The organism is Micromonospora sp. WMMA1947 (genome assembly GCF_027497355.1).
Taxonomy (GTDB): domain Bacteria; phylum Actinomycetota; class Actinomycetes; order Mycobacteriales; family Micromonosporaceae; genus Micromonospora.
In genome coordinates this window covers 4,578,098-4,592,944 of sequence record NZ_CP114909.1, presented here as the reverse complement: position 1 = coordinate 4,592,944, position 14,847 = coordinate 4,578,098, and the positions used below count along the sequence as shown (strand labels likewise).

Annotated in this window: 13 protein-coding genes; 4 read left to right on the top strand and 9 right to left on the bottom strand. The window is 72.5% G+C overall.

The annotated features are described in order from the left end of the window. Positions 1-34 precede the first annotated feature (34 nt). The 5 genes from O7604_RS21640 to O7604_RS21620 form a co-directional block, all read right to left on the bottom strand. Complete coding sequence (locus tag O7604_RS21640) at positions 35-1,144, bottom strand: glycosyltransferase family 39 protein (protein WP_281577562.1); 1,110 nt, start codon at positions 1,142-1,144, stop codon at positions 35-37. Positions 1,145-1,293: 149 nt separating this feature from the next. After that, complete coding sequence (locus O7604_RS21635) at positions 1,294-3,618, bottom strand: glycoside hydrolase family 3 N-terminal domain-containing protein (RefSeq protein WP_281577561.1); 2,325 nt, start codon at positions 3,616-3,618, stop codon at positions 1,294-1,296. Positions 3,619-3,657: 39 nt separating this feature from the next. After that, on the bottom strand, positions 3,658-4,524 hold the full coding sequence (locus O7604_RS21630) for a carbohydrate ABC transporter permease (protein WP_269705576.1): 867 nt from the start codon (positions 4,522-4,524) through the stop codon (positions 3,658-3,660). Continuing rightward, complete coding sequence (locus O7604_RS21625; RefSeq protein ID WP_281577560.1) at positions 4,521-5,522, bottom strand: sugar ABC transporter permease; 1,002 nt, start codon at positions 5,520-5,522, stop codon at positions 4,521-4,523. The genes O7604_RS21630 and O7604_RS21625 overlap by 4 nt, the downstream gene beginning before the upstream one ends. Beyond that, positions 5,519-6,829, bottom strand: coding sequence for an extracellular solute-binding protein (locus tag O7604_RS21620; protein WP_269705573.1), 1,311 nt, complete (start codon positions 6,827-6,829; stop codon positions 5,519-5,521). Before O7604_RS21620 ends, O7604_RS21625 begins: the two co-directional genes overlap by 4 nt. A 135-nt stretch (positions 6,830-6,964) precedes the next feature. Here O7604_RS21620 and O7604_RS21615 point away from each other — a divergent pair, with 135 nt between their 5' ends. Both O7604_RS21615 and O7604_RS21610 read left to right on the top strand, forming a co-directional pair. After that, entirely contained in the window at positions 6,965-7,969 is a 1,005-nt protein-coding gene (locus O7604_RS21615) for a LacI family DNA-binding transcriptional regulator (protein ID WP_269705572.1), read from the top strand. Between the two features lie 208 nt (positions 7,970-8,177). Further along, entirely contained in the window at positions 8,178-9,371 is a 1,194-nt protein-coding gene (locus O7604_RS21610) for an endo-1,4-beta-xylanase (protein WP_269705571.1), read from the top strand. A gap of 69 nt (positions 9,372-9,440) precedes the next feature. Here O7604_RS21610 and O7604_RS21605 read toward each other — a convergent pair whose 3' ends face one another. The 4 genes from O7604_RS21605 to O7604_RS21590 all read right to left on the bottom strand — a co-directional run bounded on the left by O7604_RS21605 (position 9,441) and on the right by O7604_RS21590 (position 11,898). Further along, entirely contained in the window at positions 9,441-10,001 is a 561-nt protein-coding gene (locus tag O7604_RS21605; protein ID WP_269705570.1) for a DUF5872 domain-containing protein, read from the bottom strand. Between the two features lie 37 nt (positions 10,002-10,038). Beyond that, positions 10,039-10,563 (bottom strand): hypothetical protein, encoded by a 525-nt coding sequence (locus tag O7604_RS21600; RefSeq protein WP_281577559.1) that lies wholly within the window; start codon positions 10,561-10,563, stop codon positions 10,039-10,041. Positions 10,564-10,628: 65 nt separating this feature from the next. Further along, the gene (locus O7604_RS21595) at positions 10,629-11,339 is read right to left on the bottom strand and encodes a hypothetical protein (RefSeq protein ID WP_281577558.1); all 711 of its coding nucleotides are present in this window, start codon (positions 11,337-11,339) and stop codon (positions 10,629-10,631) included. Further along, entirely contained in the window at positions 11,332-11,898 is a 567-nt protein-coding gene (locus O7604_RS21590) for an RNA polymerase sigma factor (RefSeq protein ID WP_281577557.1), read from the bottom strand. The genes O7604_RS21595 and O7604_RS21590 overlap by 8 nt, the downstream gene beginning before the upstream one ends. Before the next feature lie 84 nt (positions 11,899-11,982). On the opposite strand from O7604_RS21590, the gene O7604_RS21585 reads away from it, so the two are divergent. Both O7604_RS21585 and O7604_RS21580 read left to right on the top strand, forming a co-directional pair. After that, positions 11,983-13,557: an FMN-binding glutamate synthase family protein gene (locus O7604_RS21585; protein WP_281577556.1), complete on the top strand. Its 1,575-nt coding sequence runs from the start codon at positions 11,983-11,985 to the stop codon at positions 13,555-13,557. Between the two features lie 57 nt (positions 13,558-13,614). Continuing rightward, a complete protein-coding gene (locus O7604_RS21580) occupies positions 13,615-14,841 on the top strand; it encodes a sugar efflux transporter (RefSeq protein WP_281577555.1) in 1,227 nt (408 codons plus the stop codon). Positions 14,842-14,847 lie beyond the last annotated feature (6 nt).

Below are 14,847 nucleotides of genomic sequence, written 5' to 3'. Positions count from 1 at the left end.
TGAATCAGGCAGAGGTCGCCCGATCGTCAGTCGGTCACCACGGAAGCTGATCGGCCGCCGCGAGCAGCGCGACGAGCGCCGGCACGGCGAGCGCACCGACGGCACGCGCCCGGGTCAGCGCGACCCCGCCGAGCACCGCCCAGGCCGGCACCGTGAACAGCAGGTTCCCCGCCGACCAGACCGGCACGACCTGCGCCAGCGCCAGCAGCCCGAGCGCCGGCACCAGCGCCCAGGCGGTGCAGATCGCGGCGGGGTACCGCAGCGGAAGACTGAACAGGGCCAGCCCGGCCAGCACGCCGCCGAGCGCGGCGACGCCGAACAGGTCCCCCGGCGTGGCCGCCAGCACGGCAGCACCGGGCGACGCGCCGGACGCCAGATGCCCGCCGTCGCGCAGGCCGGCCGCGTACCAGGCGGCGACCGGGAGCAGCCCGAGGGCCACTGCGGCCAGCCACCTGACGGCGTCGCGGCGACGGAACGCCAGCACGACCCAGCCGTGGCCGGCGAGCAGCAGCAACGCCACCGGCTGGCACAGGCCCAGCAGCAGCACCGCGCCGGCGTAGGGCACGAGCCGGCGCGGGCGCGGCCGGTCCAGCACCGGCACCAGCAGCCAGGTGGCGAGCACGGCGGCGAACACCGCCAGGGCGTACGGCTGCGCCTCCTGCGCGTACCGGATCGAGGTCGGCAGCACCGCGAAGATCACGCCGGCCGCCAGGCCGGCGGCGGGCGTGGCGATCCGGGCGGCGAGCGCGCCGACCAGGGCCGCGGCGCCGACCACAGCCAGCAGGGAGGGTACGCGCAGCGCGAGGTCCGCCGCGCCGAACAGCGCCGCCCAGCCGCGCAGCAGCAGATGGTACGGCCCGAGCGCGACCTCGTCGCCGGTCAGCGCGGTGCCGAGCCCGTGCCACCGCGACGTGACCGCCTGGCGGGTCGCCAGTTCTCCGGCGCTCAGCCCCGACGCGGTGATCCGGGCGGCGCCGAGCGCACCCGCCAGCACCGCCGGCACCAGCCACGCCGCGATCCGCCACCGCGCCGGCACACCGGTCGCGGTGCGTGCGGCGGCCCGACGCGGCCGGTCCTCACCCCACGGGTCCTCGACCGCGGCGTCCCCGAGCCGGGGCAGGACCATGGTGTCCGCGTCCATCATCGTGACTCACGCATCCCTGTGGGTGCCGGCGACCGGGATCCAGCCGTAGCTGGATGACATCCTGGAGCCTAGTGAGCCAAAAACGACATAACGCCGATATCAGGTGAAAGGGTCCGCCGGCCGCCCCGTGGACGACCGGCGGACCCGGCTCAGCGAACGTCGGTCGTCGTCCACCGGGGCGAGGCGGCGGTGATCTCGGCGGTGTCCCCGGTCAGCGTCGTCCGCGCCTGGGCGTCGCGCCGGGCGCTCGTGCCCACCCAGACGTCGACCTCCCCGGGCTCCACCACCCGGGTGAACGAGCGGCCGGTGAACGCCAGCCGCGTGGTGGGGACGGTCAGCTCGACGGTCACCGAAGCGCCCGGCTCCAGACGCACCCGCCGGTAGCCGAGCAGCTGCGCGACCGGCCGGGTCACCGAGGCGACCAGATCGCGGCCGTAGAGCTGCACCACGTCGTCACCGGCGACCGGGCCGGTGTTCGTCACCCGCACCGACACCCGCAGCGACCCGTCGGTCGGCACCTCGGCCGGCACGGTCAGGTCGGTGTACGCGAACGTGGTGTAGGACAGGCCGTGCCCGAACGGCGCCACCGGCGTCGCCGGCAGGTTGGTGCCGTTCATGCCCTCACCCAGCTCCGGGTGCAGGTACGAGTACGGCTGCGCGCCGGCCGAGCCGGGCAGGGTGACCGGCAGCCGGCCGGACGGGTTGACCCGCCCGGAAAGCACGCCCGCGATCGCCCCGGCGCCCTCCTCACCCGGGAAGAACGTCTGCACCACCGCCGCGCACCGGGACAGCGCCCAGCCGAGCGTGTACGGGCGGCCGGTGAGCAGCACCAGGACGACGGGGGTGCCGGTGTCCAGCACCGCCTCGACGAGCTGGCGCTGCACGCCGGGCAGCTCCAGGTCGTCCCGGTCGCAGCCCTCGCCGACGGTGCCGCGCCCGAACAGGCTGGCGTGGTCGCCCATCACGAGGACCGCCACGTCGGCGGCGGACGCGGCGGCGACCGCCTCGTCGAACCCGGACCGGTCCGCCGAGTCCACCTCGCAGCCGGCCGCGAAGGTGACCCGGTCGGCGCCGAACTCGGCGCGCACCGCCTCCAGCACCGTCGGCACCTCGAAGCCGGTCTCCACGCCCGGGTGGTGGGCCAGCACGTGGTTGAGGAAGGAGTAGCAGCCGAACAGCGCGCCCTGCCGGTCGGCGTTCGGACCGACGACCGCCACCCGGCGGCCCGCCGGCAGCGGCAGCACCCCCTCGTTGGCGACCAGGACGACCGACTCCTCGGCGAGCCGGCGGGCGATCGACCGGTGCTCCGGCGAGTCGAGGTCGATCGCGCCCGGCGGCTCGTCGTCGAACGTGGCGTCGAGCAACCCGAGTTCCTGCTTCTGGCGCAGGACCCGCAGCACCGCCCGGTCGACCAGCGCCTCGTCGACGGCCCCGGCCCGCACCGACTCGGTCAGGGTCAGGTAGGCGTCGCCGGTGGGCAGCTCGATGTCGAGGCCGGCGCTCAGCGCCTGCACGGCCGCCTCCGCGTTGTCCGCCGCGACGTGGTGCAGCAGGCTGAGGAAGGCGACGCCGTAGTAGTCGGCCACCACCGTGCCGTCGAAGCCCCACCGGTCCCGCAGCAGGTCGGTGAGCATCGTCGGGTCGGCCGCGACCGGTACGCCGTCGATCTCCGCGTACGAGTGCATGACGCTGCGCGCGTCGCCGTCGAGGATCGCCATCTCGAACGGCGGCAGCAGCACGTCGGCGAGTTCCCGGGGACCGGCGTGCACCGGGCCGAAGTTGCGCCCGGCCCGCGAGCCGGAGTAGCCGGCGAAGTGCTTCAGCGTCGCGAGCACGCCCTGTGACTGGAGCCCACGCACGTACGAGGTCCCGATGGTGCCGACGAGGTAGGGATCCTCGGCGATGCACTCGTCGACCCGGCCCCAGCGCGGATCCCGGATCACGTCCAGCACCGGGGACAGTCCCTGGTGGATGCCGAGCGCGCGCATCGAGGCCCCGATCGCCGCCGCCATCTCGGCGACCAGGTCGGGATCGAACGCGGCGCCCCAGGCCAGCGGCGTCGGGAAGGTGGCCGCCTTCCACGCCGACAGGCCGGTCAGGCACTCCTCGTGCACGATCGCCGGAATGCCCAGCCGGGTACCGGTCACCAGGTCCCGCTGGAACTTCCACAGCCAGGCCGCCCGGGCCGCGGCGTCGACCGGGCGGGTGCCGTAGGCGCGGGTGAGGTGACCCAGCCCGTGCCGGGAGAAGTCCTCGAGCCGGCCGGTGGAGGCGAACTCGCCCTGCAGGGGCGCGACCGCCTCACCGTCCTCCTTCTCCCAGAACCCGACGAGCTGCGCGACCTTCTCCTCGATCGTCATGCGAGCGAGCAGTTCCCGTACGCGCGCCTCGGCGCCGTGCCCGTCCGGCCGGTCGTGGTCCGACCCTGCCTGAGCCGGTACCGGCCCGTCCACCACCGCGTGGACCTCTGTCATGGTGTGCCTTTCCACTGGTTGTGCTGGTGCCGCTGCCGCTCAGCCCTTGACCGCGCCCTGGAGACCGCCCACGATCTGCTTCTCCGCCAGGGTGAAGAACAGCAGCGCCGGCAACATCGCCAGCGACGTGAAGGCGAGGACGCCCGCGGTGTCGGTGGTGTACTGGCTGGAGAAGTTCTGCACGCCCAGCGGCAGCGTGTGCAGGTTGACGTCCCCGAGGACGAGCAGCGGCAGGAGGAACGCGTTCCAGCTCGCCACGAACGCGAGGATGCCGACGGTGACGATCGCGGGCCGCGAGAGCGGCAGCACGATCCGCCAGAGGAAGCCGAGCCGGCCGGCGCCGTCGATGGCGGCCGCGTCCTCCAGCTCCCGCGGAATGGCCGACAGGAAAGGCCGCAGAATGACGATCGTCAGCGGCAACGAGAAGGCCACCTGCGGAAGGATCACCGCGTAGTAGGAGTTGATCAGGTTCAGGTCGCGCAGCATGAGGTACAGCGGCAGGATCGCCGCGCCGGCCGGGAACAGCAGGCCGAGGGTGAAGAAGGTGTAGAGACCTTCGCGGCCCCGGAACGTGTAGCGGGCGAGCACGAACGCGGCGGCCATGCCGAGCACCACCACGCCGAGCGTGGTGCCGAGGGCGACCACGGCGCTGTTGAACGCCTGCTTCCAGAAGTCGCTCTGGGTCAGCACCCGGTAGTAGTTGTCCCAGACCCACGGGTCCGGCAGGCCGGCCGGGTCGTTCACGATCTGCGGCGTGGTCCGGAAACCGCCGACGACGACGTACACGACGGGTGCGATCGACACGGCCGCGACCGCGAGCGCGATCGCGTACGTCAGCGGGGAGCTCCACTGCACCGGCCGGCGCCCGGCCGAGGGGGCGGATACGGAGTTCACGGCCACTGTCACTTCCCCTTCCGGGTGATGGCGCCCTCGATGTCCCGGCGGAGCAGGAACCGCTGGAACAGCAACGCCGCGACGAACGAGATGGCGAACAGGATCACGGCCACCGCGTTGCCGTAGCCCCAGAGGCGGGCGAAGAAGCCGTTGTCCACCATGTACGTCGCCATGGTGGCCGAGGCGCCGAGGGACCGTACCGCCGGCACCGAGGTCACCCAGATCATGTCGAAGACCTGCAACGAGCCGATCATCGACAGGAACATCCAGATCCGGATGGTGGGGCCGAGCAGCGGCAGCGTGACGTGGCGCTGGATCTGCCACCAGCTCGCGCCGTCGATCTCGGCGGCCTCGTTCAGCTCCGGCGGCACGTTCGACAGGCCGGCGAGCAGCAGGATGATGGCGAAGCCGACGTACTTCCAGGTGAGGACGAACAGCAGCGTCCAGATCACCACGTCCAGGTCGGCCAGCCACGCCTGTACCAGGCCGCCCATGCCGATCGACTGGAGCAGCGCGTCGAGCGTGCCGTTCTCGGTCAGGATCAGCTTCCACATGATGCCGACGGTGACCTCGGCCAGCACGTACGGCACGAACACCAGCAGGCGGAACGCCGAGCGCCCGCGGAAGCGGCGGTTGAGCAGGAGGGCGATGCCCAGCGCGACCGGGCCCTGGATCAGCAGCGACCCGAACACGATGATCGCGTTGTTGCGCAGCGCGTCGAGGAAGATCGGGTCCTGGAAGGCGAGCGTGTAGTTGCGGAAGCCGACGTACTCGGTGGGCGGGCCGACGCCGCGCCAGCGGAACAGGCTGTAGTAGAACGCGAAGCCCATCGGCACCAGCACGAACATCACGTAGATGACGATCGCGGGCGTGGTCAGACCGATGATCTCGTACCACTTGCGACGGGTCTCGGCACGGCGGGAGGCGGCCCGTGCGCCGCCGGGCCGGAGGCCCGCCGGCGGCGCTTGCGCGCCGACGGCGGGCGTACGGGTCTGCGATGCGGACGTCACTTGCTTGCGGCCGCCTTCATGGCCGAGACGACCTTCTCAGGTGTCCCGTTGCCGGCGAAGATCGCGACGATCGCGTCGTTCATCGCGGTGCCGACGGTGCTGCCGAAGGCCGTGTCCAGCCAGAGCTGGATGTAGGTGGCCGACGCGGTCGACTCCAGGATGGACTTCAGCGCCGGGTCGGTCACGCCGTCGGCAGCACTCTTGACTGCCGGCAGGCCGGTGCCGGTGGCCGCGTAGCCCTTCTGCACCTCGGGGCTGACGATGTACTTGAGGAACTCGACGCACTCGGCCGGTGCGTTCTTGGAGCAGGCGAAGCCGTCGCCGCCGCCGAGGGCCGCCTTCGGGTCACCGGCGGAGCCGGAGATCGCCGGCACCGGGAACCAGCCGAGGAACTTGCCCAGGGCCGCCTTGTCGGTGGCGACGGTGTCCAGCGTGCCGCGGTTCCACTCGCCCATCAGCTCCATCGCGGCCTTGCCGTTGGCGAGCAGGCCGTTGGCGCTGGTCGGGTCGTTCTGGCCCGGCGTGGCGATGAAGTTGTTCTGGAACGGCTTGGTGTCGATGAAGGTCTTCAGGTCCTGACCGGCCTTGACGAAGCACGGGTCGTCGAAGGTCCGGTCCTTGGAGGCCTTCTTCAGCGTGTCGACCGAGCAGGCGCGCAGCGCGAAGTTGTACCACCAGTGCGCGGCCGGCCACTTGTCACCGGCGCCCAGGGCGATCGGGATGACGTTGATGGCCTTGAGCTTGGTGACAGCGGCGTTGAGCTCCTCGAAGGTGGTCGGCGGCGCCGAGATGCCCGCCTTCGCGAACATGTCCTTGTTGTACCAGATGCCCTCGATGCCCATCCGGAACGGCAGGCCGTACTGCTTGCCCTCCACCTGCCAGATCTCGGCGGGGCTGCCGATGTCGGCCACCTCACCCTTCACCTGGTCGGTGATGTCCTTGAGGTAGTCGGCCTCGACCTGCTCGCGCATCTCGCCGCCACCCCAGGCCTGGAAGATGTCCGGCGGGTCGTTACTCAGCAGCGCGGCGGGGAGCCGGGTGCGCTGGAGCTGGTTCGTCTCGATCGCCTCGATCTCGATCTTGACGGTCGGGTGGGCCGCGGAGAAGTCCTTGGCGACCTTCTCCCAGTACGTCTTGCCGGGGCCGTCCTGCGAGGCGTTGTGCCACCAGGTCAGCGTCACCGGGTTCTTGTACAGCTCGCTCTCGGCGGCCTTCTCCTCCTCGCCACCACCACTGCACGCGGAGGCCAGCAGGGCGCTTGTCACAAACAGTGCCAGGACGGCACCAGCACGGCGCTTCATCGCCATAGATGTCTCCTCGACCACATAGCCGGGTTACCTGCCGGGGAGTTTTACAGGGCCGTAACGTGAAGTCAATCGGTATCGATAACGTTTTCGACATCGTCTTCGATCCGCCCGGGAGAGCCCTCTATCATCGTCGGCGTGGTCTTCCAGGAGCGCGTCAAGATGTCGGACGTGGCACGTACGGCCGGCGTCTCGGTGGCAACTGTATCGAAGGTTGTCAATGGCCGGTACGGCGTCGCGCAGGCCACCGTCGAACGCGTCCAGCAGGTCATCCACGAGCTGGGGTACGAGGCCAGCCTGGGGGCGCAGAGCCTGCGCAGCCACCGGACGAACGTGCTGGGCATCCTGGTCGCCGAGTTCGAGCCGTTCTCCACGGAGTTGCTCAAGGGCGCGTCCCGCGAGGTCGCCGGCAGCGGCTACCAACTGCTCGCCTACTCCAGCGGGGACGGCGAGGGCGCGGCCATAGGGTGGGAGCGGCGCTCCCTGGCGCGGCTGTCCGGCACGCTCATCGACGGCGCCGTGATCGTGACGCCGACGGTGGTCGAGACCAAGCACGGTTTCCACGTGGTGGCCGTCGACCCGCACACCGGCCCGTCCGGCCTGCCCACGGTCGACTCCGACAACTTCGCCGGCGCGGTGCTGGCCACCGACCACCTGCTGTCGCTCGGGCACCGGCGGATCGCGCACATCAGCGGCCGCCCCGACCTGGAGTCGGCCCGGCTGCGCGAGGCGGGGTTCCGCAAGGCGATGGCCGACGCGGGCGTGCCGGTGGACGAGCGGCTCGTGCGGGTGGGCGGTTTCCGCACCGAGACCGCCGCCAGCACGGCGGCCGACCTGCTCGCGCTCGCCGACCGGCCGACCGCGATCTTCGCCGGCAACGACCTCTCCGCCATCTCCACTGTGGATGTCGCCCGCGGCCTCGGCCTGCGCGTACCGGAGGACCTGTCGGTCATCGGCTTCGACAACATCCCCGAGTCGGCGCTCGTCGACCCGCCGCTCACCACGATCCGGCAGCCGCTGCAACGCATGGGCGCCGAGTCGCTGCGCCTGCTGATCGACCTCATCGCCGGCGTCGAGCGGGACACGCACATCCAGCTCCCCACCGAGCTGGTCGTCCGCGCCTCCTGCCACCCGCTGCGCTGAGGCGCCGCCACACCCTCCCGCCCCGGTGATTGACGGACGGCTATCGGCGTCCGTAATGTTTCGGGCTACTTCCGGAAGCTGGTCCGGAAGTTTCGGAAGCCGCATCGTCAGTCCATCCTGGCGCCCGCCGATCCGTTCCACGGCGCGGCGTCTCCGGCACCGCCACCGCCGGCCCTCGGCCGCGCGCACCCTCCCGAAAGGAACGACCATGAAGCTGAGACGATGGCTCGCCGCCGGCGCCGTCGCCGTCGCGACCGCCACCGCCCTCAACGTCGTCCCCGCGACGGCCGGACGCCCGTACGACCCGGCCGCGCAGAGCCTGCGTGAGCTGGCCAAGCGCCACGGCCTGTACGTGGGCACCGCGGTGGACATGGCCGCACTCAACGACGCCTCCGAGCCGCGGTACCGCGAGCTGGCCGCGTCGGAGTTCTCCACAGTCACCGCCGAGAACGTGATGAAGTGGGAGAGCCTCGAGCCCACCCGGGGCACCTACAACTGGGGCCCGGCCGACGAGCTGATCGAGTTCGCCCGTAAGAACAACCAGCGGGTCCGCGGCCACGTGCTGGTCTGGCACAACCAGTTGCCCGCGTGGCTGACCAGCGGAGTCGCGGACGGCTCGATCAGCAAGGCCGAGCTGCGCCAGATCCTGCGCAACCACATCACCGCCGTGGTCACCCACTTCAAGGGCAAGATCTGGCAGTGGGACGTGGTAAACGAGGCGGTCAGCGACCCCTGGGACACCCCGTCCACCCTGCACTACAAGGGGTTCTGGGCGCAGAACCTCGGCCCCGGCTACATCGCCGACGCGTTCCGCTGGGCCCGCGCCGCCGACCCGAAGGCGCTGCTGTTCTACAACGACTACAACATCGAGGCGTTCGGCTCCGGCAACCCGGCCGACGACAAGACGCAGTTCGTCTACAACATGGCCCGTGACCTGCGGGCCAAGGGCGTGCCGATCGACGGCGTGGGCGCACAGGGCCACCTGGGCACCCAGTACGGCAACTTCAGCACGCTCCAGGTGGTCGCGGCGCTGCGCAAGTTCGCCGGGCTCGGGCTGGCCACGGCCCTCACCGAGGTGGACGTGCGCAGCCAGATCACCGAGGGCGTGGAGGCCGGCGACTCCGCGGAGATCAACCCGCGCCTGCAGGCGTCCGCGGCGGGCTTCAGCGTGCTGATGCAGGCCTGCCTGGCCGAGCGGCACTGCCTGTCGTTCACCCTCTGGGGCTTCACCGACAAGCACTCCTGGGTGCCCGGCGCGTTCTCCGACCCGCCGGAGGGCCTGGCCACCGTGTACGACGAGAACTACCAGCCGAAGCTCGCGTACCACGAGCTGAAGGCCGACCTGATCTTCTCGGGTCCGCCCTACGTGCTGCCGCGCATCCCGCAGCACCCGCGCCGCTAGGCGGCGAGCGCACCACGGCGGGGCCGGTCCGGTGACCGGCCCCGCCGCCTGTGTCCGGCCGGTCCGCGCTCACGCCGCCCGGCGCCGGCCCAGTTCCGACTCCAGCCGTCCGATGAGTGTCTTGCGGGCCTTGCCGCCGCGTTCCCGGCGCAGCGCCGCGTCGAGCTGACGGGTGTCCAGGTCGCGGACCAGCTTGACCGCCTCGGTCACCGGCAACTCGCTGATCTGCTGGACGGCGGTCGCGTCCCGCCGGGCCCGCTTCGCCGGGCCGGTGTTCGGCACGTACTGGCGGCCGGAGCGCGACGCCCGGCGCTTGCGGGTGTCGGTGGCCCGGCGTTCGGTCTCCGACAGCTCCTCCCACGCCCGTTTGGGCAGGTAGCGACGGGTTTCGCCGCCATTGCGGGCGCGTGTGTCACCACTGCGGGTCTGCCACTTCTCGCCACCCCAGCGTTGCAGCGAGCGCTGCCGTGCGTCCTTCGGGCCCTCGAATCCCCCGCCGGCCTTCTTGTACTCGTTCGTCAGCAGCTGCGACTTGCGGGCCGACCACTGCCCCGGCCGTCCGCCCTTGTCGGAGGCGCGGATCTCCGCCTTGAGGCGCTCCCGCAGTTCCGGCTCGGTGTACTTCGCCATGACGCAGCGTTACCCGGACCGGCAGCGGCCATGCCGGTCAGCGGGACGACGGCCGGTAGACCAGATCCATCGTGTCGCTGCGGCCGGACCAGTCCAGCCGCAGCCGCCAGCACCCGGCGGCCGGCAGGTCGACGATGGACGGCCCGGGCCCGCTCGCCACCTCCCGGACGACCGGGGTGTCCGTCCCGTCCCGCGTCGCGGTGATCACCAGCGGCGTCCGCGGCGCCGGCTCGGACCGGCCGGGCTCGGGGCGGGACACCCAGAGGATCTTGTTGTTCGCGCCGTCGCCGCGCGCGTGCACCAGCGGGTACGCGAACAGGATCGCCACGATGTCGCCCCGGGTGCCGAAGACGTGCCGGATCCGGGTGTCGCCGGTGAACCCGGCGTCCGCCCAGTCCGGCAGCCGGCCGGTCTCCACCCGCTCGGCACAGGTCGCCTGCGTGGACGGTCCGGTGGCGGGCACGGTGCCCGTGGCCGGCCCGCCGGCCGGTTGCGCGGCCGGGCCGGTGCACCCGGCCAGCAGCACGACCGGCACCAGCAGGACTCTTCTCGGAACGGACATCCGGCCTCCCCCGTCGACGACTCTCGTCACCAGGACACCGCCCGGCGCCCCGAGGTTCCCGCCGCTCACTGGACCGAGGACGCGACGTCCAGCGCCTGCTCACGGGTCAGGTCGCCCTCCAGCCGGTAGCTCACTCCGGCCCGCTCCCAGATCAGCGTGGCGGCGGACAACCGCGCGGTGGCGACCCGTACCGTGCCCGAGCGGTCCACGTACGCGAGCGCGTGCGGACCCCCGACCCAGATGGCGAACTCGCCGCCGACGTGGGTGAGCGTCACGTCCGCACCGAGGGACCGCTTGTGGAACACGATGTCGAGCGAACCGTCGAAGGCGTCCAGCCGGACCGTCCCGCCCCGGTAGAGCAGGCTGGCGACCCGGTGCGCGCCGGTGCCGTCCGGATCGGCGACGAGCACCCGTTCCGGTGCGCCGAGCCGGGCCGGCACCCGGATCGGGAAGCGGACCTGCCGCTGCGCCTCGGCGAGGGCTACCTCGTGCTGCGCGGGCAGCGGCGACGGCGTACCCGTCGGGGGCGGCGCGGGTGCGCTGTCGACGACGACCCCGGAGAACCGCAGCAGCCCGGTCACCGCGTCGGCGAGCGCGGCCCGCCCCGGCGGCAGCACCGCCACGAGCAGGGCGAGCGCGGCGGCCAGCACGTACCGCCGGCGGCGACGAGGTGCGGGCGCGTCGAGCCGGGCGCGGACCCGCGCGGTGACGTCCGGCGTCCGGGCCGGCTCCAGCCAGCCGGTCAGCTCCCGCAGCTCCCGTTCCAGGTCATCCACGGTGTGCCACCTCCCGGTCCAGCAGTGCGCGCAGCTTCGTCAGCGCCCGGTGGGTCCGGGACTTCACGGTGCCCCGGGCCACCCCCAGCACCGTCACCGTCTCCTCCTCGCCGAGGTCGAGCAGATAGCGGCAGACGATCACCTCGCGGTCCCGGGCGGGCAGCCGGCGCAGCGCCGCCACCAGCGCGGCCCGGCGCTCGGCCGCCAGCACCGCGTCGAGCCCGTCCTCGGCGGTGGCCGCCGCGACCGGGTCCGCCGCCGCCGCGCGCAGCGTCAGCCCGTCCCGCCGGGTACGCGTCCGGTGCAGGTTCCGGGTCTCGTTGGCGACGATCGCGAGCAGCCAGGACCGGAACGACGCCTCGGCCCGGTAGCGGGACAGTTTCCGGTACGCCTTGACGAACGCCTCCTGGACCACGTCCTCGGCGTCCGGCCCGGCGCCGAGCAGCACCGCCGTCCGGTACGCGGACGCGGTGTGCCGGGCGACCAGGGCGTCGTACGCCTCCCGGTCGCCGGCGCGTACGCGGGTGACGAGGTCGTCGTCGTCCAGGGCAGCCTCCACCGTCGTCCGCTTCCATGACACCGCCCGGGGCGGCCGGGTTCCATCAGGCGTTTGACCGGGTGCCGGGCCGGAAAGAGTGGCGGGATGAGCTGGGCGAGAAGAGCCGTACCCGCAGCCGTCGCCGCCGTCGCCGCGCTGGCGGCGCGGGACCTGCTGCAACGCGACCACGCGCTGCGCCGCAACTTCCCCGTGCTGGGCCGGGCCCGGTACCTGATCGAGTCGATCGGACCGGAGCTGCGGCAGTACATCGTGGCCGGCAACGACGAGGAACGGCCGTTCACCCGCGACCAGCGGCGCTGGGTGTACGCCTCGGCCAAGCAGGAGAACAACTACTTCGGGTTCGGCACCGACAACGACATCGAGCACACCTCCGGCTATCCGATCATCAAGCACCGCACGTTCGGCCGGACGGTCCCGCCGTCGGCGCCGACCGCCGGGCACGACGTGACGCTGCCCTGTGCCAAGGTGCTCGGCGCGGCGCGCGGCCGGGCGCACGCGTTCCGCCCCCAGTCGGTGGTGAACATCTCCGGGATGAGCTTCGGTTCGCTGTCCGGCAACGCGGTCGAGGCGCTCAACCGGGGCGCCGCGCTGGCCGGATGCCTGCACAACACCGGTGAGGGCGGGCTGTCGCCGTACCACCGCAACGGCGGTGAGCTGGTCTTCCAGCTCGGCACCGCCTACTTCGGCTGCCGGGACGAGCAGGGCCGGTTCAGCCTGGAGCGGCTCAAGGACCTGGTGGCGTCGGCACCGGTCCGCGCGCTGGAGATCAAGCTCAGTCAGGGCGCCAAGCCGAGCCTCGGCGGGCTGCTGCCGGCGGCGAAGGTGTCCGCCGAGATCGCCGCCACCCGGGGCATCCCGGCCGGACGCGACTGCGTCAGCCCGTCCCGGCACGCCGAGTTCTCCGACTGCGACAGCCTGCTGGACTGGGTGGAACTGCTCGCCGCCGAGACCGGCCTGCCGGTCGGCATCAAGTCCGCCGTCGGCGACCTGGGGTTCTGGGAGGAGCTGACCACGCTGATGCGCGACACCGGCCGCGGGGTGGACTTCGTGACCGTCGACGGCGGCGAGGGCGGGACCGGCGCGGCACCGCTGATCTTCAGCGACTCGGTCTCGCTGCCCTTCCAGCAGGGCTTCTCCCGGGTCTACCGGACGTTCGCCGAGCGCGACCTGCACGAGAGCGTGGTGTTCGTCGGCGCGGGCAAGCTCGGCCTGCCGGACAACGCGGTGGTGGCGTTCGCGCTCGGCGCCGACATGGTCAACGTCGGGCGGGAGGCGATGCTGGCGATCGGCTGCATCCAGGCGCAGAAGTGCCACACCGACACCTGCCCGACCGGCGTCGCCACGCAGAACGCCTGGCTGGCCCGGGGCCTGGACCCGGCCCGCAAGTCGGTGCGGGCCGCGAACTACATCCGTACGCTGCGCCGCGACCTGGTCAAGGTGGCCGAGGCGTGCGGCGTCGAGCACCCCGGACTGATCGGCACCGACGCGGTGGAGATCCTCGACGGCCGCACCTCGTCGATCCCGCTGGACCGGGCGTTCGGCTACCGGCCGGAGTGGGGGATGCCGTCGGCCGCCGACCGGGCGGAGATCGTCCGGCTGATGACGGCGGAGGCGCCGCAGGGCGGCAGCGCGCCGCCCTCCCCCACCGCCGTCGGCTGACCCGGACGGTGGGAAACCCGGTCGGCCGCCGCGCCGCCGCGGCGTACAGTCCGCCGCATGGCTGTGGACACCAGGCCGGCGGTGCGCGCCGGCCGATTCCGGCTGCTCCCGCTGGGTGTGGTCTTCCTGACCGTCGGTCTGTCCACCGCCGTGGTGCTGCCGTTCCTGTCGCTGTTCCTCGACCGGGAGGTCCACGCCAGTCCGGTACGGGTGACCGTGTTCCTGGTCGTCGCCCCGCTGTCCGGGGTGGTCGCCTCCGCGCTGATCGGCCGACTGTCGGACCGCCTGCCGATCCGGCGCGCGCTGCTGGTCGGCGCCGCGCTGGCCGGCGTGGTGGGCGCGGGCCTGACCGCGTACGTCCGCGACTACTGGATCCTGCTGGGGCTGACCGCGACCGCCACCGCGCTGGCGAACTCGCTGTTCCCGCAGTCGTTCGCGTACACCCGGGCGCTGTTCGACAGGGACGATCCGGCGCGGGCCGCGTTCGGCGTCAGCCTCATGCGTACCGTGTTCTCGCTGGCGTGGGTCGCCGGGCCGGCGCTGGCCGCGGTGCTGCTCGACGTCGGCGGCTTCCGCCTGGTCTACGGCATGGCCGCCGTCATGTACGCGCTGGCCGCGCTGGTTGCCGCGTTCCGGCTGGAGGAGTTGCCGCTGCCGGCGCGGCCGGTCGCGGCCGACCCGGACGGCGCCGCGCCCGGCCCACCCGGCGCGTCCCGGCTGCGGCTGGCGCTGACGGCGCTCACGTTCGTCCTGCTCCAGTGCCCGCTGACGGTCGGTGTGCAGGCGATGCCGCTGTTCATCGACACCGAACTGAACGACGACCCCTCCCGCGCCGGGCTGGTGCTGGGCCTGTGCGCGGCGCTGGAGATCCCGCTGATCCTCGGGCTGGGCGCGCTGACCGCGCGGGTCCGGCTGCGACTGCTGGTCCTGGTCGGCGGCGCCTGCGGGGTCGCCTACTACGCGACGGCCGCGCTGGCGCCGAGCGTGCCGGTCCTGCTGTTCGCGCAGCCGGTGAACGCGCTGTTCATCGCCGCGGTGTCCGGCGTCGGCATCGCCTACGTGCAGGATCTGCTGCCGGGCGAGCCGGGCCGGGCCACCACGCTGTTCACCAACACGTTCCCGATCGGCGCCATGCTCGCCGGGCCGCTGCTCGGGCTCTCCGCGCAGGTCGGCTACCGGTGGGCGTACGGCATGAGCACCGCGCTGTGCGCGACCGGGCTGCTGGTGCTGCTGCTGACCCGGCCGCCCGCGCGGGCGGCCGGGTCGGTGCCCGTGGGCGGGTGACCCGCG